The sequence below is a fragment of the Brevibacillus sp. MCWH genome (genome assembly GCF_013096935.1).
In the GTDB taxonomy this organism is placed as follows: domain Bacteria; phylum Bacillota; class Bacilli; order Brevibacillales; family Brevibacillaceae; genus Brevibacillus; species Brevibacillus aydinogluensis.
Genome location: NZ_SDLF01000004.1, coordinates 144,142 through 168,523, shown reverse-complemented (window position 1 = coordinate 168,523; position 24,382 = coordinate 144,142). Strand labels below are relative to the sequence as shown.

The following is a 24,382-nucleotide window of genomic DNA, read 5'->3' as shown; positions in this document are numbered from 1 at the left end:
ATAGGCAAAAAAACAAGCTGATCTCATTCACGAGATCAGCTTGTTTGCCTGTTTACGCCTGAGAGCCGGCTGCTTGCAGCTTGGCGTTTTCCTCTTCCACGTAGCGGTTGCGCGGATGTTCGCGGCATTCGTCGGAGCAGGAACGCTTGTATTTCACTTCGCATTCCGGGCAGCAGAAGTGCTGCTTGTTGCAGAACGGGTTGGCGCAGTTGACGTAGCGGTCTTCCGGTTTGCCGCAGTAGTAGCAGCGGCCGATGACAACGTCTTCCTCGGTGTGGTTGATCTTCACGGAAATGCGCTCGTCAAAGACGTAGCATTTACCGTCCCACAGGCGCCCTTTCACCTCGGGGTCTTTGCCGTAGGTGACGATGCCGCCGTGCAGTTGGTACACATCCTTGAAGCCTTCCTTCAGCAGGATACCGGTCAGCTTTTCGCAGCGGATGCCGCCGGTGCAGTAGGTGAGCACCTTCTTGTCCTTGAACTGGCTCAGATTCTCGCGGATCCACTTCGGAAACTCGCGGGAAGCGCGGACGTCCGGCTTAATGGCGCCGCGGAAGTGACCCAGTTCGTACTCGTAATCGTTGCGGCCGTCGATGATGACCACATCGTCCTGCTGCATCATTTCATAGAATTCTTTCGGCGTCAGGTACTTACCCGTCAGCTCGGTCGGACTGAAATCGTCTTCCAGACGCCAGGTGACCAACTCTTTTTTCGGGCGAACAAACATTTTCTTGAACGCATGTCCGTCTGCTTCATCTATTTTAAACCAGATGTCCGCAAAACGCGGATCCTTGCGAACGAATTCCATGTACGCGTCGGTCTGTTCGATGGTGCCGGACACCGTGCCGTTCAGGCCCTCCGGTGCGACGATGATACGTCCTTTCAGCCCAATCTCTTTACAGAACTTGAGGTGTTCCGCCGCGTATTCCTCGTAGTCGTCAAGCTGGACGTACTTGTAGTAAAGCAGCACACGATACGGCTTTTGTACTTGCAAGGTACAATTCACCCTTCCTTTATTCTTATTGAATTTTTGACGCAACAGTGATTATATCACATTGCGTTGATAAATGCCGAAAAAAATGTCAGGAAGGATGTGACCATTTGATGTCCGCCGGTTACAAGTGAGCCGCAAACGACTGCACATGGTCCAAAATGTCCGTATACAGCCGGGTGTGGTAGTACATGCCCAACTGCATGCCGCGTTCCACCAGCGGCTTGTTGTCGCCGGAATACACCTGGGCGACCACTTCGTAGATTTCGTTGGCATGCGTCACGTCCAGGATTTCGTGATCGGTAAAATGGGCCAAATCAGCCGCATTGCCGTACGCAGAGGCTGCGTAGGCGCCGACGAGCGGAGAGACGCGGGCCACGATCTCTTCGATCACACCCAGGGCGGCCAGCCCTTCCGGGAACGGGTAATGCAGGCAAAGATCGGTGATGGCGCGGTTGTACGCCAGTACGGGAATGATCGGACGGCTCACGTCCCGTTCGGCGTCTGTCACGCCGATGCCGCGCAAAAAGCGCTTGTACGTCTCCAGGTGCACATGTGCTTCATTCATCCGGCCGTGCTCTTCATACAGGTTGTCCACCAGCGGCATGCGCAGCCGGTAGTCAGGCAGATTGGTCAGGATGGCGGACAAAAAACGGGGGAAATGCTCCACGACGTGATAGATTTGCAAGGCCGCTTCCTTGGCCTGCGCCGGGGAAAACGATCGGTCGTGCAGCGCGAGAAACAGCGGATGCCGCTCCACCTGGTGCCGGGCAAAGAGCTGCTCGGCCAGCTGCTTTACTTCCGTATATGCATTTGTCATAGAATACCTCCTACAGCAAGGTGAGTTCATAGGCGCCCAGCGCCAGGCCGGACGGGACATCTCCGTAAGCGTAGGCGGTGGAGCGCAGCTTGATAAACAACGGGTGTCGATACCTCTCCGCCAGCTGCGGGGAGACGCCGGTAAAGACATAAGGGTACGCCTGCCGGTGAAAGCGGGCCAGATAGGCGAAAAACGTCCGTCGCCTGTCTTCTCCGTCCGCGCTGGCGTAATAGGCGAGGTAGGCGTGCAGAAACGGCGCTCCGGGACCAGGCAGGGCTGCGATCCCGCGCCACCGACAGGCACCATGGATCAGGCGCAGTGGAAGGGGGAGCATACGGGTGACGACCAGTCGGCGCTCCGATGATTGGTCGATGACTTTGCAGACGGCGCGCAGTTTGCCGCCATCATGCAGGCCCAAAAACCAGCCATCCCGGCGCAAAAAACGGTCGCGGTCGGCGTACGCAAACGCAGTGTCCGCTGACCAGCGCTCGTAACAGGACCACGCTTCCTCGCCGTCAATCGGAGTTACACGACGCCAGTCTCCGTCCATCGGCCAGAACAGCGGCACGCCAAGGTGGACGATGCGGCCGATGGGGACCGCTTCCGGGAACAAGCTGTTTGCCCGTGTCAGCGGCGAGCGGTGCCGGTTGCTGTCCAGGACGACGGCAAACACCCAGCGGCACACTTGGCCCAGACTCTCCGTAGCATGACCCGCCAGCCGCTGAAAGGCGCGCGTGCCGGTAAAATCAGGATGAATCCTGACATCGTGCAGGTAGAATACGGGCTCTGCCTGGCCGTTCAGAAAGCGGACCTGCTTCGTCACCCCGAAGCAGCCGATCAGACGGCTGCCGCGCCACAGCCCCGTGTATCGCGATTCCCCCCAGCTTTCGCCCAGCCGGAAAAAATCAGGCGAGCGATCTACGACAAACAGGTCGCTGCCCGTATCCGTTGCATGGGCCAGGGCCAGCAGTGCGTCGTTGTGCTCCCTCGTCAATGGGGATGTCGAGTAGTTCATTTCAGCACACCCACGGTAATGCGCTGGTACATCATCGACCGATCGAGGTCGGTCATCTCACGGGAACACGCTTCGTCCACTGCCAGCTGCTCGTAAAATGCCTCTGGAAGGGGAGGAGCGGACAGCATGTTGCGGTACAGCAGGACCGCTTCCCTGCTTTTGGCTTCAAGCACGGCGGCGCAAATCGCCGCACGCTGTGCTTCGTCCGACCAGTCGAAAACATTGGAGAGGAAAAAGGCGTCGATGCCCTGCATTTGTGGCAGTGCCTGCTGCAGGGAGAGCGGCAGCACCCGCAGTTTGTAAAGGTTGCGCTTCGCCGAGGCATAGCCTTCCTCGCTCAGGTAGTGGGGAGCTCCTTCCGGTCTGTCGAGCAGGTACGTTCCAAACATGAGCTGGGTGAAAAAATAGTTGTGGCCAATCAACCGTCGCTCCAGCTCTCTATTGAACATCGCCTCAAAAAATGCGCCAAAGTCCTGTTCCCTGGCCTGGGCAAACATGTGGGCAGGGAAGAACTGCAGGTGGGTGGTTTTGCTCAGCAAAAGACGCACGGCTGTGTGCCAGGCGTCTGTGTTCAGGTAGCGCTCGCGAAAGGCGGCCTGCTCGTCCAAGGTGCGGCAGGAAAGCAGTTCCTGCCAGACCTCGTCGCCGTAGAGGTTGAAGCGAATATTTTGGCTGATGAACCGGTAGAAACGCTCCGTCGCGCCGCACTGGTTCACGCCGAGCGCCAGCAGGTGCGGATGACTGTCCCAAAAAGTGCGGGCGTAATCGGGAAGCAGCGGCGCCAGGCGGCGGTACGTTTCCTGCCGATCCGATCCGTCCGACTCTCTTGCTCCGTCCGTCTCTCCCGCGAACGCCAGGTATTCCTCGCGGCTCATGGTCCCGATGGCCGCTTTTTTCAATTCAATCAGCGCGGCCTGAGCGGGGTTGAAATCGATCGCGTAAATCGTCTGCACATCGTCGCGCAGCAGGGAAAACGCCGTACACCCCCCGGACCCGATGACGGCGACCGTTTTCGGACGGTACCGGTCCGCAAGCGTTCGTTCCACCATGCTGTCTTCGCGAATCTGTGCAAAATACAGGTCAGTCACGGGCAGCGCCCTCCTTAAATTTTCGTAGCATCACCGGACGAAACCGCTCCCAGTGCGCGAGCATCAGCCGGCCGCGTTCCAACTCCTGCATGAGCCGGGAGCGGGATGAAGCATCGGCGGGGCAGATGAGCAGCAGGATCTGGCTGTCTCCTTGGTCCATCCGTACGCCCCTGGCGTGCAGCCAGCTCATTACTGCATCGAAGCCAACCGCCGGGCGGTACAGGGTATGGCTGCTGCGCGAAGTGAGGTTGTCCGGCCTAAACCCGTCGATATGCCCAATCCGTTCGACGAATGCCTGTGCCGTTTGCCGAACGGTCGGGGGAATTTCGCGGGTGTGAAGCAGCGGGTACGACCGCTGAAACAGGGTTTTGCAGACGAGCAGCAGGGCGGGATTCTGCAGTTCGGCCATGAAGTGAAGCGGCTCGTCCGGCCAGGTGTCCATTGCGCTGCGGAAGAAATGAAGCAGCATCGGCAGATAGGCCTTCCGCAGGGAGAACAAGGGGCCCAGGTAGACAAACCGGCCGTGGTCTGTCTGAAACCGCTGTATCAATTGAAAAGAGGCCAGTCCGGTTTCGTCATGGGCCATCAGCACTGCGTCATACAGGGGAAAGCGCTCCGCCAGGTAGGCGGTTTGGTCGCAGTGGGGAAAAGCGCGGTTGGCCGTCTCCACCAACATCTGTCTGTCAGCGGCGGACAGGGAGGTGAGCAGACGGTTGGAAAACTGGATCACGACCCCACTCCTTCCAGATTATTCTCAACTCACCATTTGATTGTAATTCTTCTGACGCTTTGCTGACAAGCACACTGGAAAAGTGTCCGAAAATATGATCCGCTTGCTTGCGAGGGATAGCGGCATCCTGTACACTATGAAAATGGTTTACGACATCTCGCCAGTCCGTTTTTTCTCTGGATGGTGCGCGAGCGGAACCGGATTACATACCTGTGTGCCGCCAAGGTGCGGGAGTGATGCAGATCGACTTCTAAAGCGATCTTTTGTACCACATCGAGCGGCTTTGCATGCAGCGATCTGTAATGGTAGGTAAATCACGTATCCATGTACAAGGAGAGACATGTTATGAGCACAATCGCAATCAATCAACGGCTGGTTGCACCGGTGAAAATCAAACTGCTGCACCAAGACGCCGTCATTCCCCGCTATGCACGGGCGTTTGACGCCGGCTTCGACCTGGTGGCAGTGGAGGATGTCTTGATACCGCCTGGGCAGACGGCAAAGATCCCCACAGGGCTTGCCTTTGCCCTGCCGGATGGTTACGAACTGCAGGTGCGGCCTCGTTCCGGCATCAGCGCCAAGACAAAACTGCGCATCAGCAATGCACCTGGTACCGTAGACGCCGGATACCGGGGGGAAGTGTGCGTGCTGATGGACAACACCCGCATGCCGTCCGGCGAAATCGGCGATACCTGCCTGGACGTCAGTGAAAAAACGGTGAAAGTTGACCGGGAAGTAGACAGCCACACCTATCTGATCCGCAAAGGCGACCGCATCGCCCAGGGCGTGCTGGCCCTCGTCCCATTGGCACAGTTTGAAGTCGTGGACGAGCTTGATGAGACGGAGCGCGGCGCTGGCGGGTTTGGCAGCAGCGGTGTCCAGTAAGTCTTCCGGACCGATTCCCAAGCAGTAACACCCTTGACCGCCTGTCTGTCATGACAGGGTCAAGGGTGTTTTTATTGGATTCGAATTTTACACTCAGAGGGATGGCCTCTGTGGTACAATGAGCAGAAAATGGAAGGGAGGTGGTCTTTGTGGAAGTGGTATCCGTCAATGCAGGAAAGCCGCAGTCTGTCACCTATCAGGGCAAGGAGCTGAGCACCGGCATATTCAAACAGCCGGTAAATGGTCCCGTCTATCTGGACTGGACGCAGTTGGAGGGTGACGGGCAGGCTGACCTGCGCTACCACGGCGGCCCCGACAAGGCCCTCTGTGTCTACAGCGCCGATCATTATCCGCATTGGGAAAACGTGCTGAAACAGCCCTTGATTCCCGCTGCATTCGGGGAAAACATCACGGTTCGCGGGCTGACAGAAGAAGCGGTCTGCATCGGGGACATCTTTCAATTGGGGGAGGCGGTGGTGCAGGTGAGCCAGCCGCGCCGTCCCTGTTTCAAACTAAACGTCAGGTACGGACGGACCGATCTGGTAGATCTCGTGCAGCAGACCGGATTCAGCGGCTTTTACTTCCGCGTGCTGCAGCCGGGCCTGATCGGGACGGACATGCCGTTTCGCCTGCTTGAGCGGCAGCATGCAGAGGTAAGCGTCGCCTTTGTCAACCGGATCAGGTATCACGACAAGGGCAACCGCGCCGCCATCGAGCGGATACTGGCGGTAAAGGAACTGTCTGACAGTTGGCGCGCGGCATTTGAATCGAGACTGTCGGCAGGACAAGCGTAAACGGACAGACTGCATCGGCTGTTCGCGGCCCCATCACCTAGCGCAGCGGACCTTGTCTGCATCTTTGCGGCACCCATACAGAGGGTGTCGTATTTTTTTCGCGTGCCGAGACGAACGCTGCCCATGCTGGACGCATAGGGTAAATTGACGTCACTGGTGCCCGACTGGATTATGGGGGAAAAAAGGGTTGACAGGGAGAAAAAAGCGGAAATACAATACATATAATTCCGATTAAATTACTATGACTTTATCTGGGGGAGTAACAGGCATGGACCATTCGAAACATGTTCGCCGACCGTTTTACAAATCACTGCTGCCAATCGTCCTGGCGTTCAGTCTGGCCGGCTGTGGCGGGGCGTCGGGTGGAGAGCAGACTGGTTCCGGTACGGGTGTCGAGCTTCTCAACGTCTCCTACGACCCGACCCGTGAATTGTATCAGGATATCAATGAACACTTTGCAAAGTATTGGAACGAGAAAACGGGACAGATCGTTACTATCAAGCAGTCTCACGGGGGATCGGGGAAGCAGTCCCGCTCCGTCATCGACGGTCTGGAGGCGGATGTCGTGACGCTGGCTCTGGCCTATGACATCGACGCCATCGCCCAATACGGCCTGCTGCCCGCTGAATGGCAGAAACGCCTGCCGGACAACAGCTCGCCGTACACATCCACGATCGTCTTCCTGGTGCGCAAGGGCAACCCGAAACAAATCAAGGATTGGGACGATCTGGTGAAGCCGGGCATCTCTGTCATCACCCCCAATCCCAAAACATCGGGCGGCGCCCGTTGGAATTATCTTGCCGCCTGGGGATATGCGCTGAAGAAACATAACAGCGACGAAACGAAAGCCAGGGAGTTTGTCACCGCCCTGTTGAAAAACGTACCGGTGCTCGACTCCGGCGCGCGCGGCGCCACCACCACCTTTGTGGAACGGGGCATCGGCGACGTGCTGCTCGCCTGGGAAAACGAAGCCTACCTGGCGATCAACGAGCTGGGCAAGGACAAATTTGAAATCGTCAATCCGTCTGTCAGCATCCTGGCGGAACCGCCCGTCGCGGTGGTGGACAAAAACGTCGACAAACACAACACGCGTGAGGTTGCCGAAGCGTATCTCCAGTTCCTCTACAGCAAAGAGGGGCAGGAGTTGGCCGCCAAGCATTACTACCGTCCCCGTTCCGAAGAAGTGAGAAAGGCAAATCAAGACAAGTTTCCCGACATTGAGCTGTTCACCATCGACGAAGTGTTCGGCGGCTGGGAGAACGCCCAGAAGACCCATTTTGCGGACGGAGGCGTGTTTGACCAGATTTACCAACCTTGATTATCTCGATTTTGTTGTTGTAGGGAGTGCCATCCATGAACAAATCTAAGCGAACCAGAGGGGTCTTGCCCGGATTTGGTCTGACCATGGGCTATACCGTGATTTACTTGAGCCTGCTGGTGCTGATCCCGCTCTCGGTCCTGTTCCTGAAGACCTCCAGCATGACGTGGGACCAGTTTGTCGACACGGTGATGAATCGGCGGGTGATCGCGTCGTTTCAGGTCAGTTTCCTGACCTCCTTTTTCGCGGCGTGCCTGAATGCGGTGTTTGGCGTGCTCGTGGCCTGGGTGCTGGCACGGTACCAGTTTCCGGGGAAGCGGGTGATTGACGGGATCGTCGACCTGCCGTTCGCCCTGCCCACCGCCGTGGCGGGGATCGCGCTGGCCACCATTTATGCGGAAACCGGCTGGATCGGTCAGTGGTTTGCCGTCTTGGGGATTAAAATCGCCTATACACCGCTGGGCATTTTGGTGGCACTGACATTTATCGGACTGCCGTTCGTGGTCCGAACCGTCCAGCCGGTCCTGCAAGACTTGGACAGACAAGTGGAAGAAGCCGCGGCGACACTGGGAGCGACGCGGTGGCAGACGTTTACCCGCGTGATACTGCCTCATCTGCTTCCGGCGGTGGTTACGGGATTCGCGCTGGCGTTTGCGCGAGCACTGGGTGAATACGGCTCCGTCGTGTTTATTTCCGGAAACATGCCGCTGAAGACCGAGATCGTGCCGCTGTTGATCATGACCAAGCTGGAGCAGTTCGACTACACGGGGGCAACGGCCATCGCCTCTGTCATGTTGGTCGCTTCATTTGTGATGCTGCTGGTGATCAATTACCTGCAGTGGAAGACGAATAAACTGAACGCTGCCCGATCGGAGGGATAACCTTTGACCAAACAGACGGAACCTGTTGTCGTGCGCTGGCTGTTGATCGGCACTGCCCTTGTCTTTTTGGGATTGTTTCTGATCGTTCCCTTGATCGCGGTCTTTTCCCAGGCCTTCCGCCAGGGGGTGGACGTGTTTCTCGAAGCGGTGCGCGATCCGGATACGCTCGCCGCTGTCAAGCTCACCCTGCTGACGGCGGCAATCAGCGTCCCGCTCAACGTCGTGTTCGGGGTGGCAGCGGCGTGGGCGATCGCCAAGTTTTCCTTCCGCGGAAAAAACGTGCTGCTGACGCTGATCGACCTGCCATTTGCCGTCTCGCCGGTCATCTCCGGATTGATTTTCGTACTGCTGTTCGGCAGTCAGGGGTTGTTTGGCCCCTGGTTGGAGGCGCACAATCTGAAAATCATCTTCGCCGTGCCGGGGATTGTGTTGGCGACCACGTTCGTCACCTTTCCATTCGTCGCCCGTGAGCTGATCCCGGTCATGGAGGCGCAGGGGAAGGACGAGGAGGAGGCTGCGCTGTCGCTGGGGGCAAACGGTTGGCAGACGTTTTTCCGCATCACGCTGCCCAACGTCAAGTGGGGGCTGTTATACGGTGTGATTCTCTGTAACGCCCGGGCGATGGGAGAGTTTGGCGCCGTGTCAGTCGTCTCCGGCCACATTCGCGGTCAGACCAACACCCTGCCCTTGCATGTGGAGATTCTGTACAACGAGTACAACTTTGTCGCCGCGTTTGCCGTCGCCACGCTGCTGGCCGCCCTGGCACTGGTGACGCTGGTGGTAAAAAGCGTCATCGAATGGAAGACAGAGCGGCAAGAGCAGGCGGAGGCACCTCAGTTTCATGCGATGGGAGAGGCTAGCTGATGAGCATAAAAGTGGTCAACATCACCAAATCATACGGGTCGTTTACGGCCGTCAAAGACGTCAGCCTGGAAATTCCCGAGGGCAAGCTGGTCGCGCTGCTGGGGCCGTCCGGCTCGGGCAAGACGACGCTGCTCAGGTTGATTGCCGGTCTGGAGTCGCCGGACCGAGGGCAAATTTACTTCAACGGGGAGGACAACACGCATCGCGACGTGAGAGAGCGCCGCGTCGGGTTTGTCTTCCAGCATTACGCGCTGTTTCGGCACATGACCATTTTTGACAACGTCGCGTTCGGCCTGACCGTCCGCCCGCGCAAGTTCCGGCCGTCAAAAGAAGAGATACGCGAACGGGTCCATGAACTCTTGCGCCTGGTTCAGCTTGAGGGATTGGCCCACCGCTATCCGTCCCAGCTTTCCGGCGGACAGCGGCAGCGGGTCGCGCTGGCCAGGGCGTTGGCTGTCGAGCCGAAGTATCTCCTGCTGGACGAACCGTTTGGGGCGCTGGACGCCAAAGTACGGCAGGATTTGCGCCGCTGGCTTCGCCGCCTGCACGAAAAGCTGAAGCTGACGATCGTGTTTGTTACACACGATCAGGAAGAGGCGCTGGAGCTGGCCGACAGTGTGGTGGTGATGAACGAAGGGCGGGTGGAGCAAACCGGCTCGTCGCAGGAGGTATACCACCAACCGGCCAATCCGTTCGTCTACGGCTTCCTCGGCAGGGTCAACCTGTTTCAGGGGCGTATCCGCGGCGGCAAAGTGACCCTGGGGAATGCGGAGTTTACGGCGGAATGGTCCAATCAATCCGAGGAACTTCCAGCCGTCGGCTACGTCCGTCCGCACGATGTGGAGCTCAGCCGGACGCCGCAGCACGCGCAGAGCCTGGCTGCCGAGGTGCGGCACATCTACGCGTTGGGGTCGCTCATGAGGCTGGAGCTGAAGCGGCTGGATACCCAGGAGACGTTGGAAGCGGAAGTGACCCTGCAGCAATTTGCCGAGCTGAACGTCCAGACGGGCGACACCCTGTACATTACGCTGCGCAACGTGTATGTCTACGTGGAGCCGGAGAACCGGTTTGTCCAGGCGGCGCTGCCGGCTGCCTCCGCGCTGGCTCTGCGGGCAAACGGTTAGGAGAAGAACATGAAAAAACCGGTCTGCGGTGCGGACCGGTTTTTTATGACCGTTATTCCCCGCGCTGTTTGGAGCGCGTTTCTTCTTTACCGATCGTAGTAGAGGACCGGGTTTGCGACGGATTTTCCTTGTCGCCTTGTTCGTTTTTGACTCCGTTATGCTTGGACATCTGTTTCCACCCCTTTCCGCGATTGGCATGAGCTGTATCGGTAGTGTGCCCGCGATGCCGTTGTTCTATCAGCGTAGGAAGGGAACGTGCCGCTGTCCGCTGCGTCTGCTGTTTCAGCCGGCGAAGTCGCGACGCCCGATCGACTTGCCTTTTTGCAAAACAGAACAGGTTCTGCTAAGATAAATGTTTGAACGATTGGAAAAAGGCAGGTATTGCGATGATTAGCACACATAACGTGACGCTGCGTTACGGCAAGCGCGTCCTGTTTGAAGACGTCTCTATCAAGTTTACACCCGGCAACTGCTACGGCCTGATCGGCGCAAACGGCGCCGGGAAGTCCACGTTTTTAAAAATTCTCGCCGGAGAAATCGAGCCGACCAGCGGACACGTTTCGGTGACGCCCGGCGAACGGATCGCCGTGCTGAAACAGAACCACTTCGAGTTCGACGAATACGAGGTGCTGAAAACCGTCATCATGGGGCACAAGCGCCTCTATGAAATCATGGAAGAGAAAAACGCGCTCTACATGAAGCCGGACTTCAGCGAGGAGGACGGCATGCGCGCGTCCCAACTGGAAGCGGAGTTTGAGGAGCTGAACGGCTGGATGGCCGAAGCTGACGCCGCTGAACTGCTCACCGGGCTGGGCATCCCGGCCGAGCTGCACGACAAAAAGATGAAAGATCTCACCGGTAACGAAAAAGTGCGCGTGCTGCTCGCCCAGGCGCTTTTCGGCAACCCGCACATTCTGCTCCTTGACGAGCCGACCAACCACCTGGACATCGAATCGATCCGCTGGCTGGAAAACTTCCTGGCTGACTACGAAAACACGGTCATCGTCGTCTCCCACGACCGTCACTTCCTGAACAAGGTGTGCACGCACATCGCCGACATCGACTTTGGCAAAATCCAGCTGTACGTGGGCAACTACGATTTCTGGTACGAATCCAGCCAACTGGCGCTGAAGATGGCCAAGGAACAGAACAAAAAGAAGGAAGAGAAAATCAAGGAACTGCAGGAGTTCATCGCCCGGTTCAGCGCCAACGCCTCCAAGTCGAGGCAGGCGACCTCCCGCAAGAAGCTGCTGGAGAAGATCACGCTGGAGGACATCAAACCGTCCAACCGCCGCTATCCGTTTATCAATTTCAAGCCCGATCGGGAAGCGGGCAAGAACCTGCTGGCGATTGAGGGCTTGAGCAAGACGGTCGACGGCGAAAAGCTGTTCGAAAACCTGACGCTGACGATCAACAAAGGGGACAAAGTGGCCTTTGTCGGCCCCAACGAGCTGGCCAAAACCACGCTGTTCCGCATTTTGATGGGCGAAGTCGAGCCGGACAGCGGCACGTTTGAGTGGGGAGTCACCACGTCCCGGGCGTATTTCCCAAAGGACAACTCCGAGTATTTCAATACCGACCTGACCCTGGTCGATTGGCTGCGTCAGTATTCCAAAGAACAGGACGAGACATTTATCCGCAGCTACCTCGGCCGGATGCTCTTCTCCGGCGACGAATCGCTGAAAAAGGCAAACGTCCTCTCCGGCGGCGAAAAGGTGCGCTGCATGCTTGCGAAAATGATGCTCTCCGGCGCCAACGTGCTGATTCTGGACGAACCGACCAACCACCTGGACCTGGAGTCGATTACGGCGCTGAACAACGGGCTGATCGACTTCGAAGGCACGATTTTGTTCGTCTCCCACGACCACCAGTTCGTGCAGACGATCGCCAACCGCATTATCGAAATCACACCGAAAGGCGTCATCGACAAGTTGATGACCTACGATGAATACCTGGAAAGCGAAGAGATCAAGCGGCTGCGCGAAGAACATTACGCGTAAGGCCGGTCGTTTTCCCCCTATGCCCCCGGCTCTTCCTTTGTGAGGAGCAGGGGCTTTTTTTGTCTGTCTCCCGGCTAAAGAATTCCTCATCCAGCGCTGTGCACGGTCAGCGCGATGCGAAACAGAAGCTGGTCCCGGCCGCATTCCGGCTGCAGGCCGGTCAGCTCGCGGATCAGATGCAGCCGGTACTTGACGGTGTTTTTGTGCACGAACAGTTTTTCCGCCGCCACCGCGTGATTGCCATCGGCCTCCAAAAACGCGCGCAAAGTGCGAACGAGCTGTCCGTTCCGCTCCCGGTCGTAGCGGTTCAGACTGTTCAGACATTCATCGGCCAGGCGCCTGGCTTCCTGTTCGGGGCTCGCTGCAAACAGCACCCGTTCCAGGCCCAGCCGGGCAAACCATCGCACGACCAACGGCGCTGATTGGCCGTCGGCGGAGGCATTCGAGACGGCGTTCAGGGCGGCCCGGCACGCGATCACCGCTTCCCGATAACTGTGCGGGACGGCCTCCAAACCGGGATGGAGGCGTCCGATGCCCAAACAGAGCGGGCGCGTATGACGGCGGGCGATGCGCTTAACGCTCTCCACGGCCTCTGGGGATGGCTCCGCCGAGCCCGCGTCGGCGGGGAACAGGAGCAGAATCCGGTTCTCACGGTCCAGGCCGCAGAGTACGGACGGGGAGATATGTTCCCACTCGCTCCGCAGCGCCTCCAATAGAGAAACCCGCTCCCTCCAGGTGTGCATGATGTCGGGAGCGCCGGCATCGCTCAGCACAGCGGCAGCATAGTGGTCCGCCAGGCTCCAGCCGGCTTCTTCTGCTTTGCGGTAGAGGAGGTCGCGCGAAGCGTCACAGCCGCCGACCAGCAAGTGCAGGAAGTCGTTGCGAAAACGCTGGCAGGCCGCTGCGAGCGTCTGGTGCCGCTCGATTTCCAGCGAAAGCAGCGCGGCTGTCTGTTCTATCGCCACCTTTTCCCACGGGTGGAGGTCACGTTCCACCTCCCACAGCAGGATGGCCCCCTGTGTTTCGCCGTTGTGCAGAAGCCAGCGAATCAGGTGACGATCCCGGTAACGCGTGAGGGGCTCACGGGCGGATGCATTCGGGCCTGTCCGGCCGAGCAGCTTTTCCAGCGGCGGTGCGTGGGTGACAGAGGCAGGTACGTCCAGCTTTTTCCGAGGGGTACGCAGGTAGATACTGATTGGCCGCTCCAGGATGTGATACAGCAGTTCGGCCAGATTTTCCACACTCCCTCCGCTGGTGAGATGGCGGTGAAACCGTTCGTAGATGGCGTGGGTCCGGTCCAGTTCCTGCCGTTGTTTGGCGTTGATGTAGCTGGTGACCGGCACGATCACATCCGACCAGCCCTTTTCCATGGGAAACGAAAGCACCGGCATCTGCCTTTCATTGGCACGGTCAATCACCGCTTCCGGGAGCGCGTCGATGTACCGGCCCAGCTTGATGGCAAACCCAGGTGTTCCCCGTTCCGCCAGGGCGTCGATCAACTGGATCAAGCCGGAAGCGGTTTCCCGCCCTTGGGCGACAAACGGAAAACCGGTCGTCAGGACAAATTCTCCCGGTCGCAGCCAGAGATGGCCGTCGGGTGAATCAAACGACGTGACCCCGTGCAGTTCCTTGTCCAGAAACGCTTCCCCGGCCAACACATCAGTGGTGTCCATGCCGGCCACCTCGATCAATTCACGCACAGTAATCATCTGACTCCTCCCCATACGCTGCATGTGTCGTTCGTTGGTCCCGCAGACAAAAAGCGCCGGTTCTTTCTGGCTGACGGGACAAAGGAAAAGAGTGAATCTTTCGATAATAGTAGCATACAAGTCCGACAAGCCGGCCGGCAATGGGACAAACCGCATACCAAAAGGGGGATGAGAATGAAGGTCAAATATGCGCTGGGTGCGCTGCCGTTTATTGGAATGCTGGGCGGGGTGGCGTTTGTCAACCGGGTGGAACCGTACGTGTTGGGCATGCCTTTTGTGCTGTTTTGGATTGTCATGTGGGTGGTGCTGACCTCGCTTATCATGTTGGCCGTCAACAAGCTGGACCAATCCGACAGAAAGGGGGAGAAGCTGTGAATCCGGCACTCGTCATCCTTTTTCTGTTTCTTGCCCTGTCGCTTTTCCTCGGCATCCGCGCCCAGAGAGGAAAAGACATGAACATGGAGCAGTGGACGGTAGGCGGGCGCGGCTTTGGATCGGTCTTCATCTTCCTGCTCGTTGCCGGCGAGATCTACACCACATTCACGTTTCTGGGCGGCAGCGGCTGGGCGTACTCGAAAGGCGCCCCCTCCTACTACGTGCTGGCATACATTTCGCTTGCGTACGTGCTGTCCTACTGGCTGCTGCCGCCTATCTGGCGGTACGCCAAGGAGCACAGGCTGGTTTCCCAACCCGATTTTTTCGTCAGCAAGTACAACAGTCCGATGCTCGGCATCCTTGTCTCCACGGTTGGCGTGCTGGCGATCATTCCATACCTGGTGCTGCAGTTTAAAGGGCTCGGGATTATCGTGTCGGAGACCTCGTACGGGACGATTGCTCCGACGGCCGCCGTCTGGATCGGCGTGCTGGCGGTGACCATCTACGTCATGATCTCCGGCATTCACGGCTCCGCCTGGACGGCGGTAATCAAGGACATCATGATCTTTTTCGTGGTCGTCTTCCTCGGACTGTATCTGCCCTATCACTACTACGGCGGGATACAGCCGATGTTTGAAGCGGTGGATGCGGCCAAGCCGGGCTTCTTGATTTTCCCTGACGAAGGGATGAGCATCTCCTGGTTTGTCTCCACCGTGCTCTTGACCGTGTTCGGGTTTTACATGTGGCCGCATACGTTCGGCTCCGTGTTTTCCGCCAAAAATGAAAACGTGTTTCGCAAAAACACGGTCGTGCTGCCGCTTTATACCCTGATGCTGCTGTTCGTCTTCTTCGTTGGATTCACCGCGATCCTGCAGGTTCCCGGACTGCAGGGAGCGGAGGGCGACCTGTCGCTTTTGCGGCTGTCGATACGGACGTTTGACCCCTGGGTGGTGGGACTGATCGGCGCGGCCGGTTTGCTCACGGCCCTGGTGCCCGGGTCGATGCTGCTGATGACGGCTGCCACCCTGTTGGCGAAAAACGTGATCCACGTGTTTGTGCCTGCGGCCACAGAAGAGCGGATCGGCCGCATCGCCAAAGGGCTGGTGCCCGTGCTCTCGCTGATCTGCCTGTATTACACGCTGAGCGGGGGAGAGGCGCTGGTCACGCTGCTGTTGATGGGATACAGCCTGGTGACGCAGTTGTTTCCGGCGCTGCTGTTCAGCCTGCCCGCACGTCCGCTGGTCAACAAGTACGGTGCGTTTGCGGGCATTGCCTGCGGCGTGCTGACGGTTGTCTACGTGACGGTGGCCGATGTGACGATAGGCACACTGTTTCCATCACTGCCGGCCTTCATCAAGGACATCAACGTGGGCGTGATTGCCCTGCTCATCAACGTGGCGGTGATGGGGGTGGTCCATGTCCTGACCGCCCGGCTGACAGCGTCCGGGACTCGGGCAGCGGCGGAAAAGTCGCCGACAATCTAGGGGCAGGAAAAGGGAGGGGATGAGATGGCTGACATCGTTTTTCTGAACGGACAGGTAGTGACGGCAGACACGCAAAACCGCGTGGCGGAAGCGGTGGCGGTGAGCGGAAACCGTATCGTCGCCGTGGGCGGAGACGAAGAGATGCGCCGCCATGTGCACGCGGGCACGCGCGTGATTGATCTGGAAGGCAGGAGTCTCCTGCCGGGATTCATCGACGCCCACCTGCACATCACACTCTACGGCACGAACAAATTGGGGGTGGACTGCAAGGCGGCGGGCATCGACTCGGTGGACGGCCTGCTGGAGGCGTTGAAGCGGCAGGCGGAACGGACGCCGGCGGGATCGTGGGTGCGCGCCTCCGGATTTGACGAAAACCGGATGAAGGAACGGCGTTACCCTACCAGGCAGGAACTGGACGAGGTGTCGACGGAGCATCCCATTTTCGTGATGCGGACCTGCGCCCATCACTCCGTCGTCAACAGCCGGGCGCTCGCCTTGGCCGGGTTTGACGAACATACGCCCGATCCGCAGGGGGGACGGCTTGACCGGGACGAGACGGGGGCGCTGACGGGACTATTGGTGGAAACGGCGCACATGAAGATGTTTGAAACGGCGGCATTTAGCGAGGAAGAGTACCGGAGAGCCCTGCGCCTGGCTTCGGACGATTTTGTGGCCGCGGGCATCACCAGTGTGCACGACGCGGGCGGATACGGGCCGGACAACCTGCGGGCGATGCAGAAAGCGGTGCGGAGCGGCGACGTAAAAGTGCGGATCTACGCGATGATCTGCGCGTTGAACGAGTCAGACGCCTTCGTCCGCCGTATGATGGAGGCAGGTGTCGTGACAGGGTTGGGAGACGAGCGGTTTCGGATTGGCCCCGCCAAAGTGTTCGTGGACGGAGCCAGCACCGCAGCGACGATGGCGATGCGGCAGCCGTACGACAACCGTCCCGGCGACTGCGGAATCCTCTACTACAACCGGGACGAGCTGCATACGATTTTGGGAGAAGCGCATGCAAAAGGGTTCCAGATTACCGCTCATGCACAGGGGGACCGGGCCATTGACCTGCTGCTCGACTGTATCGAGGACGCGCTGCGCAAACATCCGCGGGGCAACCACCGCCACCGCATCGAGCACGCCGGCGTCTCCGCCCCCGACTTGGTCGAGCGGATGGCCCGTCTTGGCGTCGTGCCGATTCCCAATCCCGCCTTTCTCTACGAGTACGGCGACGGTTACGTCCGGAGCATCGGCGATCGGGTCAGCCACATGTATCCCGTCGGCGACTTTTTCCAAAGCGGTATCGTGTCGGCAGGGGGTTCAGACTGCCCAGTGACGGATTTTTCACCGCTGTTGGGCATTCACGCCGCCGCCAACCGCAGGAGCAAAAGCGGACGGGTCGTGGGGGACCGTCAGCGGATCGGGGTGATGGAGGCGATTCGCCTGTTTACCGTAAACGGCGCCTACGCCAGCTTTGAAGAGGACATCAAAGGCAGCATCGAAGCGGGAAAACTGGCTGATCTGGTCGTCTTGAACGGGCGGATTCTCGACGCAGCACCGGAGCGGATCAGGGACCTGCAAGTGGAGCTCACCATGATCGACGGAGAGATTGTCTACCAAAAACAGGGCAGGGAGGTCATGAAGGGATGAATACCGAGGCAGGAGCGCTTGCGATCAACCGGGAACGCTTGCAGCAGCGGATCGAGGCATTGGCGCAAATCGGCAAAATCGGGGAGACGGGGGTGTGCCGGCTGGCGCTGTCCCCCGAGGACCGGGCGGGCGTGGAACTGGTCAAACGCTGGATGGAGGAGGCGGGACTCACGACGCGGATCGACCACTTTGGCAACCTGATCGGGCGGCTGGAGGGAAGACAGCCGGATGCGCCGGTGCTGATGATCGGCTCGCACATCGACTCCCAGCCGTATGGCGGCCGTTTTGACGGCACGATCGGCGTGCTCGGCGGGCTGGAGACGGTGCAGACGATGATCGAAAACGGATTTCAGCCAGAGCGGCCGATTGAGGTGGTCGCATTTTGCGATGAAGAAGGCTGCCGGTTTCAAAAGGGGCTGTTCGGCTCTCGCGGCATCCTCGGGCAGGTGGAGGCCGAAGAGTTGGAACGAACGGACAAAAACGGCATCTCGCGCAGACAGGCCTTGATCGACTTTGGCTGTGACCCGGAGCGGCTTGCCGACTCCGTCTATCCGGCCGGGGCAATCGGGGCGTATCTGGAACTGCACATTGAGCAGGGGCCGGTACTGGATCAGGCGGGGCAGCCCGTCGGCATTGTCACCGGCATCTCCGGTCCGCTCTGGTGGACTGTGGAATTTGCCGGCTTTGCCGGTCACGCCGGCTCCGTGCCGATGTCGATGCGACGTGACGCCTTGGTGGGGGCCGCCAAGGTAATTGCCGCCCTGAACAAGATCGCCAGTCAGGACCCGAACGCTCCCACGGTGGGAACCGTCGGCCATCTGGAGGTCTTCCCCGATTCGCGCAACATCATCCCGGAGCGGGTCAGGTTCAGCATCGACCTGCGCGATATCGACCTTGACCGGCGAAACCGGCGGGAGGCGGAACTGCGCGAGGTAATCGAACAGACCGCGGTCGAATGCGGACTTGCGTACACGATCACCGAAGACACAAACAGCGAGCCGCGCTACTGCGCCGAGTGGATCAAGGCAGTGATGCGGGAGGAAAGCAAACGGATGGGACTTACGACGCCCGAACTGATGAGCGGCCCGTTCCACGACGCCTTGGCGCTTTCCTACGCTTGCGAGTACGGGATGATTTTCGTCCGCTGCAAGGACGGCATCAGTCACAACCCGCAGGAGTATGCCTCCCCCGAAGACATCGCGCTCGGCACTGAACTGTTGTACCGCACCGCCTTGCGGATGGCCGCGCTCCGATAGGCGTTAGTGAACGCCGGCTGTCATGGGTTTCGCCAATCGGCATTTCTCCATACGGCTGTCTGTCCTGGTACAGACAGCCGTGTTCCGTATTCAGGATACCTGCGGCAAAAGTGCGGCCGCAGGAAGACTTTGGCGCGCTTTTTTGCTATAGTTTAGCTATCACGAATATTGCGAGGAGGAAATCGTCTTCATGAAGATGCGCGTCTCCGCGGTGCAGTATCACCTGCATACCATACAAAGTTTTGATGAATTTGCCCGCCAGGTGGAGCACTACGTGAAAACGGCGGAGGAGTACGAAACGGAATTCCTGCTGTTTCCGGAACTGTTCACCACGCAGCTGATGTCAATTGGCGACGGGACAGGCAGCGCCCTGCCCATTACCGCCCTCCCATCGTTTACGGAGGACTACGTCAATCTGTTCTCCACGCTGGCCGCCCGGCATGGCATGCACATCATCGGCGGCACCCACATCATTGAAGAAAACGGCCGGCTCTACAACACAGCCTTCCTTTTTTACCCGGACGGACGTGTCGGCCGTCAGAAAAAGGTCCACATCACCCCGTGGGAAATCAAGGGATGGAACATGGGCGCAGGAGACGGACTGGAGATTTTCGAGACGGAGAAAGGGAAAATCGCCGTGATCATTTGCTACGACATCGAGTTTCCCGAACTGGTGCGGATGGCCAAGGCGCGCGGTGCCGACGTCATCTTCTGCCCGTCGTGCACCGACGATCGGCACGCGTTCCACCGCGTCCGCTACACCAGCCATGCGCGCACCATTGAAAACCAGGTGTACGTAGTCGTCACGGGCACTGTCGGCTCGCTGCCTACGGTCGATTTCATGCGGGCCAACTTTGGGCAAGCGGCCGTGCTGACGCCCAACGACGTGCCGTTCCCGCCGCGCGGCGTCCTGGCAGAAGGGGAGATCAACCACGACATGATCGTCACCGCCGACCTGGATCTGCAGCTCCTGTACGACGTGCGGGAAAAAGGCTCCGTCACCACCTGGCGCGATCGCCGCATCGACCTGTATCCTGATTGGAAGTAAAACGGAGGGAAGCCTCATGTACCGCAAAGAGCTGTACGTCTTTGATCAGGACAAGCCGGTCAAGGCGATGATCCGCAATTATACGCCGGACGACTTTGACGAGCTGATCCGGATCCAGCAGGAGAGCTTTCCGCCGCCGTTTCCCTCGGAACTGTGGTGGAACAAGGAGCAGCTGACCAACCACGTCACCCTGTTTCCCGAGGGAGCCGTCTGCGTCGAGGTGGACGGCGTCCTCGCCGGCTCCATCACCGGCCTGCTGGTCACGTTTGACCCGGCCCACCCGGACCACACCTGGGAGGAAGTGACCGACAGCGGCTACATTCGCAACCACGATCCCAACGGAGACACCCTGTACATCGTGGACATCTGCATCCGTCCGTCCCACCGCAAGCTGGGGCTGGGCAAATGGATGATGCAGGCAATGTACGAACTGGTCGTCCACAAAGGGCTGAAGCGCCTGTTGGGAGGCGGCCGCATGCCCGGCTACGGCCGGTACGCCGACCAAATGACGGCGGAAGCGTACCTGGAAAAGGTGGTAGCGGGGGATCTGAAGGATCCGGTCGTGACGTTTCTGATGCGCTGCGGCCGCACACCCCTGAAAGTGGTGGCCAACTACCTGGAAGACGAAGAATCTCGCAATTACGCTGCGCTGATGGAGTGGAAAAACCCCTTTATGTCCGCAACGAGACAATAGTGCTCCATGCAGACAATCGAGCGCCCATAAATATAGGCGAGGAGGAATAGATCCGTGCAGTACATTCGCATTGCAAGCATTGACGATCCCTTGTTTGCGCGCATGCATCGCCTGATGCAGGAAGTGTTTCCGCCGGAAGAAGTGCTGGCGTTTGACTTGTGGAAAGAACCGCTGGAAGACCCGGGCATCCGCGTATTTGTGGCCGTCCACGAAGGCGAGGTCGTAGGGGCGACCGAGTACCGCTACTACGCCGACCTGAACGTGGCCATGACCGACTTTACGATTATCGGGCGGGAGGGGCTTGGCATCGGACGTTTTCTCGCGCTTGAACGGCAAAAGGACCTGAACGCCCTCGCTGCGGTGCAGGGCAAGCAGTTATACGGCATGTTCGCAGAGATTTACGATCCGTACCGGGTAGAGAACCACGAATTTGGCGGGATCAAGCCGATGGACCCATTCGTGCGGCGGGAAGTGCTGTCCCATCTCGGGTACAAGCGAATTGACTTCCCGTATGTCCATCCGTCCTGGCAAAATGACGGCGAGGCCGTTTCCGGTCTTGACCTGTGCTTCCTGCCGACTAACGAGGACCAGGACAGCCTGGAAGCCGATCTGATCGTCACCTTCCTCACCCGCTACTACGCCGTCCTGCCGCAAAAGCCGCAGGCGTGGGTGGAGATGGTGGAACGCCTGTCCGGAATGGACCGCGTCCCCCTTCGTCCGATCTGACGGGAACGCGGTGGCTGCCGGACACTTGAAAAACTCCTGTGGAGCCGATGGCGCTTCACGGGAGTTTCTTGCACCCACAGAAAATGAACTCGTCCCCACGCCGGGAAAAAGGAGTGACGGGAGATGAAAGCCAAAAATCTGGCCGCCATTCTGCTGTACGTGGCTGTACTATTCCATCTGCTCGGGATGAGCGGGTGGGTAGTCCCCGAGATGGTGCAGCCGATTCAGCTGGCAACGTTGGGGTTGATGCTGGCGGCGCTGGTGGTCCTCAGGCAGAAGAAGCGCAGGACCAAACGGCGAACGGCGCGAAAACCGCCCGCGGAAGTGAACGCCCTGGTGGACCGGGCGCAAGAGGGGGATGCGGCAAAGTGAACAGCAACATCCACATCCAGGCCATTTTGGACGCCTCGCATGACGGCATCATCGCCGTCGACCGGGATTCCACCGTCATCTGGGTAAACAAGAACGCGATCGAAATCCTCGGCCTCCCCGCCGACATCGTCGGAGAGAAGATCACCCGCTACATTCCGAATTCCGACATGCTGCGCATCCTGGCGACCGGCAAAAAGGAGATCGGCGACATCGCTACCGTGCTCAACCGGCAGATCATCATCAACCGCCTGCCGATCATTGTGGATGGCGAGATCGTGGGAGCAGTCTCCACATTCAAGGAGATCACCGACGTACAAAAAATGGAAATGCGCATCCGCAAGCACTACATGGAGAGCGGACTGGAGGCCAAATACAGGCTGGAAGACATCGTCGGCTGCTCGCAGGCCATCCGCGAGGCGAAAGCGTGGGCGGCCAGTTTCGGAAAGACGGAGGCGACCGTACTGATTACGGGGGAGACCGGGACGGGAAAAGAGCTGTTTGCGCAGGGCATTCACCTGGTCAGCCAACGCTCGGCCGGTCCGTTCATCGCCGTCAACTGCGCTGCTCTGCCCGGCAACCTGTTGGAAAGCGAATTGTTCGGCTACGAGGATGGAGCATTCACCGGAGCGCGCAGGGGAGGAAAGCCGGGGCTGTTTGAGCTGGCCCACGGCGGCACCTTGTTCCTGGACGAAATCGGTGAGCTGTCGCTGCCGATCCAGGCCCTTTTGCTTCGCGTCCTGCAGGAGAAAAAGGTGAGGCGAATCGGCGGGGAGCGCATCGTGCCCGTCGACGTGCGGATCATCGCTGCGACCAACCGCGATCTGGAGCAGCAGATAGCGTCCGGCCAGTTTCGCTCCGATCTCTACTACCGGCTGAACGTGTTGACGCTGGAAATCCCTCCGCTGCGAGAGCGGAAAGAAGACATCCCCGACCTGGTCTGGTCGATCATTCACGAGGTGGGCGAGCGAAGAGACAAAGCGATCAGGGAGGTGGACCCGGCGATCTTTGCCCTGCTGGAGCAGCACAACTGGCCCGGCAACGTGCGCGAACTGCGCAACGTGGTAGAGCGCATGGTGCTGTTGTGTCAATCCGACCGCCTGGACGCGTCTGATGCCGAATTTTTTGTCAGCAAAATCCAGCGTGTCCGCGATAGACCGCAGCCGGGCGAATCTGAGGAAGCCATGCTGATTCGGAAAGTTTTGGAAGAGACAAAGGGAAATCGGATGGAGGCGGCGAAGATACTCGGCATGGACAGGACTACTCTGTGGCGAAAGCTGAAAAAGTACGGATACAACGGAACGCGCCGGTGACACATGCTGCATGGATTGCAACACATGTTGCACGTTTTGCAACAACGAGTGTACGCCATGCAACGAGTAGCGACCGTACATGCCACAATACGACTGAAAATTATGAATATACCGACTGTGGTATGGGATTTGCAAGTGAAAAAGGGCATCCTCATGGCAAAGGAGGAGCCACGATGAAGCATTACGCGGTCGCGGTCATTGCCGGAGACGGTATCGGACCGGAGGTGATGGAGGAGGGACTCGCTCTCTTGCAGGCGGCTGCCGAGATTCACGGCGGACTTGCCTTTGAGACCTCGACTTTTCCCTGGAACTGCCGGTATTACCAGGAGCACGGGCGGATGATGCCGGAGGACGGCCTGACGACCCTGCGGCAGTTTGACGTCATCCTGCTCGGGGCGATCGGTGATCCCAGCGTGCCTGATCACATCTCCGTCTGGGAGTTGATCCTTCCGATCCGGCGAGCGTTTCAGCAGTATGTCAATCTTCGGCCGATCAAGCTGCTGCGCGGGCTGGAGAGTCCGCTGCGCTGCAAGGGGCACGCCGATCTCGACTTTGTCGTCGTGCGGGAAAACACAGAAGGTGAGTACTCCAACATGGGCGGACGCCTGCACGAGGGCACACCGTATGAGCTGGCGGTGCAAAACAACGTCTTCACCCGTTACGGCGTGGAGCGGATCGTGCGCTACGCCTATCGGCTGGCAAAAGAAACCGGCAAGCGGCGCCTGACAGCGGCGACGAAGTCCAATGGCATCAACCACTCCATGCCGTTTTGGGACGAAATCGTCAAGGAAGTGAGCCTGGAGTACCCGGAGATTGAGACCCGGCTGACACACATTGATGCGCTGTCCGCCTATTTTGTCAGCTGCCCGGAAACGTTTGACGTCGTCGTCGCCAGCAACCTGTTCGGTGACATCCTGACCGACCTGGGTGCGGCCCTCGTCGGCGGGCTGGGATTGGCCCCGTCCGGCAACATCAATCCGGAAAAAAACTACCCTTCGATGTTTGAACCGATTCACGGATCGGCGCCCGACATCGCGGGCACAGGCACTGCCAATCCGATCGCGACCATCTGGAGCGTGAGCATGATGCTGGATCACCTGGGCGAGCGGGAACTGGGCAGGTTGGTGCTGGACAGCATCGAAGACGTCCTGGCGGAGCGGCGCGTCCGCACGCCGGACCTCGGCGGGACAGCCACCACGCGGGAGATGGGGCAGGCCATCCGTGAACAACTATACCGCAGGGGAGGATGAC

At 59.0% G+C, this 24,382-nt stretch carries 23 protein-coding genes; 17 read left to right on the top strand and 6 right to left on the bottom strand.

What is annotated here, in order from left to right; translation table 11 throughout:
* Positions 1-52: 52 nt before the first annotated feature.
* The 5 genes from trhO to ETC00_RS05255 form a co-directional block, all read right to left on the bottom strand.
* Positions 53-994 carry an oxygen-dependent tRNA uridine(34) hydroxylase TrhO gene (gene trhO / locus ETC00_RS05275; protein ID WP_171564907.1) on the bottom strand — a complete coding sequence of 314 codons (942 nt, stop codon included), beginning with the start codon at positions 992-994 and terminating at the stop codon, positions 53-55.
* Between the two features lie 121 nt (positions 995-1,115).
* On the bottom strand, positions 1,116-1,811 hold the full coding sequence (locus tag ETC00_RS05270; protein WP_171564906.1) for an iron-containing redox enzyme family protein: 696 nt from the start codon (positions 1,809-1,811) through the stop codon (positions 1,116-1,118).
* A 10-nt stretch (positions 1,812-1,821) separates the two neighbouring features.
* Positions 1,822-2,826 carry a hypothetical protein gene (locus ETC00_RS05265; protein WP_171564905.1) on the bottom strand — a complete coding sequence of 335 codons (1,005 nt, stop codon included), beginning with the start codon at positions 2,824-2,826 and terminating at the stop codon, positions 1,822-1,824.
* Positions 2,823-3,914 carry a DUF3419 family protein gene (locus ETC00_RS05260; RefSeq protein WP_171564904.1) on the bottom strand — a complete coding sequence of 364 codons (1,092 nt, stop codon included), beginning with the start codon at positions 3,912-3,914 and terminating at the stop codon, positions 2,823-2,825. Before ETC00_RS05260 ends, ETC00_RS05265 begins: the two co-directional genes overlap by 4 nt.
* A complete protein-coding gene (locus ETC00_RS05255; RefSeq protein ID WP_171564903.1) occupies positions 3,907-4,644 on the bottom strand; it encodes a hypothetical protein in 738 nt (245 codons plus the stop codon). The genes ETC00_RS05260 and ETC00_RS05255 overlap by 8 nt, the downstream gene beginning before the upstream one ends.
* A gap of 345 nt (positions 4,645-4,989) precedes the next feature.
* On the opposite strand from ETC00_RS05255, the gene ETC00_RS05250 reads away from it, so the two are divergent.
* The 7 genes from ETC00_RS05250 (at position 4,990) to ETC00_RS05220 (ending at position 12,510) form a co-directional block, all read left to right on the top strand.
* The gene (locus ETC00_RS05250; RefSeq protein WP_171564902.1) at positions 4,990-5,529 is read left to right on the top strand and encodes a dUTP diphosphatase; all 540 of its coding nucleotides are present in this window, start codon (positions 4,990-4,992) and stop codon (positions 5,527-5,529) included.
* A 149-nt stretch (positions 5,530-5,678) separates the two neighbouring features.
* Entirely contained in the window at positions 5,679-6,323 is a 645-nt protein-coding gene (locus tag ETC00_RS05245; protein WP_171564901.1) for an MOSC domain-containing protein, read from the top strand.
* Between the two features lie 268 nt (positions 6,324-6,591).
* Positions 6,592-7,641, top strand: coding sequence for a sulfate ABC transporter substrate-binding protein (locus tag ETC00_RS05240; protein ID WP_171564900.1), 1,050 nt, complete (start codon positions 6,592-6,594; stop codon positions 7,639-7,641).
* 35 nt (positions 7,642-7,676) lie between these two features.
* Positions 7,677-8,522, top strand: coding sequence for a sulfate ABC transporter permease subunit CysT (gene cysT / locus ETC00_RS05235; RefSeq protein ID WP_171564899.1), 846 nt, complete (start codon positions 7,677-7,679; stop codon positions 8,520-8,522).
* Positions 8,523-8,525: 3 nt separating this feature from the next.
* Positions 8,526-9,386: a sulfate ABC transporter permease subunit CysW gene (cysW, locus tag ETC00_RS05230; protein ID WP_171564898.1), complete on the top strand. Its 861-nt coding sequence runs from the start codon at positions 8,526-8,528 to the stop codon at positions 9,384-9,386.
* Complete coding sequence (locus ETC00_RS05225) at positions 9,386-10,510, top strand: sulfate/molybdate ABC transporter ATP-binding protein (protein ID WP_171564897.1); 1,125 nt, start codon at positions 9,386-9,388, stop codon at positions 10,508-10,510. Before cysW ends, ETC00_RS05225 begins: the two co-directional genes overlap by 1 nt.
* Before the next feature lie 386 nt (positions 10,511-10,896).
* Positions 10,897-12,510: an ABC-F family ATP-binding cassette domain-containing protein gene (locus ETC00_RS05220; protein WP_171564896.1), complete on the top strand. Its 1,614-nt coding sequence runs from the start codon at positions 10,897-10,899 to the stop codon at positions 12,508-12,510.
* Between the two features lie 86 nt (positions 12,511-12,596).
* Here the strand turns inward: ETC00_RS05220 and ETC00_RS05215 are convergent, their stop codons facing one another.
* Entirely contained in the window at positions 12,597-14,219 is a 1,623-nt protein-coding gene (locus tag ETC00_RS05215) for a PucR family transcriptional regulator (protein ID WP_171564895.1), read from the bottom strand.
* A gap of 174 nt (positions 14,220-14,393) precedes the next feature.
* Here ETC00_RS05215 and ETC00_RS05210 point away from each other — a divergent pair, with 174 nt between their 5' ends.
* The 10 genes from ETC00_RS05210 to ETC00_RS05165 all read left to right on the top strand — a co-directional run bounded on the left by ETC00_RS05210 (position 14,394) and on the right by ETC00_RS05165 (position 24,381).
* Positions 14,394-14,594, top strand: a complete 201-nt coding sequence (locus tag ETC00_RS05210; RefSeq protein WP_171564894.1) for a DUF3311 domain-containing protein — start codon at positions 14,394-14,396, stop codon at positions 14,592-14,594.
* The gene (locus ETC00_RS05205; RefSeq protein ID WP_171564893.1) at positions 14,591-16,078 is read left to right on the top strand and encodes a sodium:solute symporter family protein; all 1,488 of its coding nucleotides are present in this window, start codon (positions 14,591-14,593) and stop codon (positions 16,076-16,078) included. Before ETC00_RS05210 ends, ETC00_RS05205 begins: the two co-directional genes overlap by 4 nt.
* Positions 16,079-16,102: 24 nt before the next feature.
* The gene (locus ETC00_RS05200) at positions 16,103-17,725 is read left to right on the top strand and encodes an amidohydrolase (RefSeq protein ID WP_171564892.1); all 1,623 of its coding nucleotides are present in this window, start codon (positions 16,103-16,105) and stop codon (positions 17,723-17,725) included.
* A complete protein-coding gene (locus tag ETC00_RS05195; protein ID WP_171564891.1) occupies positions 17,722-18,981 on the top strand; it encodes a M20 family metallo-hydrolase in 1,260 nt (419 codons plus the stop codon). Before ETC00_RS05200 ends, ETC00_RS05195 begins: the two co-directional genes overlap by 4 nt.
* Before the next feature lie 190 nt (positions 18,982-19,171).
* Positions 19,172-20,029 carry a carbon-nitrogen hydrolase family protein gene (locus ETC00_RS05190; protein WP_171564890.1) on the top strand — a complete coding sequence of 286 codons (858 nt, stop codon included), beginning with the start codon at positions 19,172-19,174 and terminating at the stop codon, positions 20,027-20,029.
* Between the two features lie 16 nt (positions 20,030-20,045).
* Positions 20,046-20,723 (top strand): GNAT family N-acetyltransferase, encoded by a 678-nt coding sequence (locus tag ETC00_RS05185; protein ID WP_171564889.1) that lies wholly within the window; start codon positions 20,046-20,048, stop codon positions 20,721-20,723.
* A gap of 54 nt (positions 20,724-20,777) precedes the next feature.
* Positions 20,778-21,449 (top strand): GNAT family N-acetyltransferase, encoded by a 672-nt coding sequence (locus ETC00_RS05180; RefSeq protein ID WP_171564888.1) that lies wholly within the window; start codon positions 20,778-20,780, stop codon positions 21,447-21,449.
* A 123-nt stretch (positions 21,450-21,572) separates the two neighbouring features.
* Positions 21,573-21,821 (top strand): hypothetical protein, encoded by a 249-nt coding sequence (locus ETC00_RS05175; protein ID WP_171564887.1) that lies wholly within the window; start codon positions 21,573-21,575, stop codon positions 21,819-21,821.
* Positions 21,818-23,131 carry a sigma-54 interaction domain-containing protein gene (locus ETC00_RS05170; RefSeq protein WP_171564886.1) on the top strand — a complete coding sequence of 438 codons (1,314 nt, stop codon included), beginning with the start codon at positions 21,818-21,820 and terminating at the stop codon, positions 23,129-23,131. The genes ETC00_RS05175 and ETC00_RS05170 overlap by 4 nt, the downstream gene beginning before the upstream one ends.
* Before the next feature lie 173 nt (positions 23,132-23,304).
* Entirely contained in the window at positions 23,305-24,381 is a 1,077-nt protein-coding gene (locus ETC00_RS05165; protein ID WP_171564885.1) for a tartrate dehydrogenase, read from the top strand.
* Position 24,382 lies beyond the last annotated feature (1 nt).

What these genes read in the sequence shown, in the direction of transcription:
- ETC00_RS05200 (WP_171564892.1), top strand. Translation starts at nt 16,103, where the DNA reads ATGGCTGACATCGTTTTTCTGAACGGACAGGTAGTGACGGCAGACACG.
- cysT (WP_171564899.1), top strand. Translation starts at nt 7,677, where the DNA reads ATGAACAAATCTAAGCGAACCAGAGGGGTCTTGCCCGGATTTGGTCTG.
- ETC00_RS05185 (WP_171564889.1), top strand. Translation starts at nt 20,046, where the DNA reads ATGTACCGCAAAGAGCTGTACGTCTTTGATCAGGACAAGCCGGTCAAG.
- ETC00_RS05190 (WP_171564890.1), top strand. Translation starts at nt 19,172, where the DNA reads ATGAAGATGCGCGTCTCCGCGGTGCAGTATCACCTGCATACCATACAA.
- ETC00_RS05250 (WP_171564902.1), top strand. Translation starts at nt 4,990, where the DNA reads ATGAGCACAATCGCAATCAATCAACGGCTGGTTGCACCGGTGAAAATC.
- ETC00_RS05195 (WP_171564891.1), top strand. Translation starts at nt 17,722, where the DNA reads ATGAATACCGAGGCAGGAGCGCTTGCGATCAACCGGGAACGCTTGCAG.
- ETC00_RS05240 (WP_171564900.1), top strand. Translation starts at nt 6,592, where the DNA reads ATGGACCATTCGAAACATGTTCGCCGACCGTTTTACAAATCACTGCTG.
- ETC00_RS05215 (WP_171564895.1), bottom strand. Translation starts at nt 14,219, where the DNA reads ATGATTACTGTGCGTGAATTGATCGAGGTGGCCGGCATGGACACCACT.
- ETC00_RS05225 (WP_171564897.1), top strand. Translation starts at nt 9,386, where the DNA reads ATGAGCATAAAAGTGGTCAACATCACCAAATCATACGGGTCGTTTACG.
- ETC00_RS05265 (WP_171564905.1), bottom strand. Translation starts at nt 2,826, where the DNA reads ATGAACTACTCGACATCCCCATTGACGAGGGAGCACAACGACGCACTG.
- ETC00_RS05220 (WP_171564896.1), top strand. Translation starts at nt 10,897, where the DNA reads ATGATTAGCACACATAACGTGACGCTGCGTTACGGCAAGCGCGTCCTG.
- ETC00_RS05210 (WP_171564894.1), top strand. Translation starts at nt 14,394, where the DNA reads ATGAAGGTCAAATATGCGCTGGGTGCGCTGCCGTTTATTGGAATGCTG.
- ETC00_RS05165 (WP_171564885.1), top strand. Translation starts at nt 23,305, where the DNA reads ATGAAGCATTACGCGGTCGCGGTCATTGCCGGAGACGGTATCGGACCG.
- ETC00_RS05270 (WP_171564906.1), bottom strand. Translation starts at nt 1,811, where the DNA reads ATGACAAATGCATATACGGAAGTAAAGCAGCTGGCCGAGCAGCTCTTT.
- ETC00_RS05175 (WP_171564887.1), top strand. Translation starts at nt 21,573, where the DNA reads ATGAAAGCCAAAAATCTGGCCGCCATTCTGCTGTACGTGGCTGTACTA.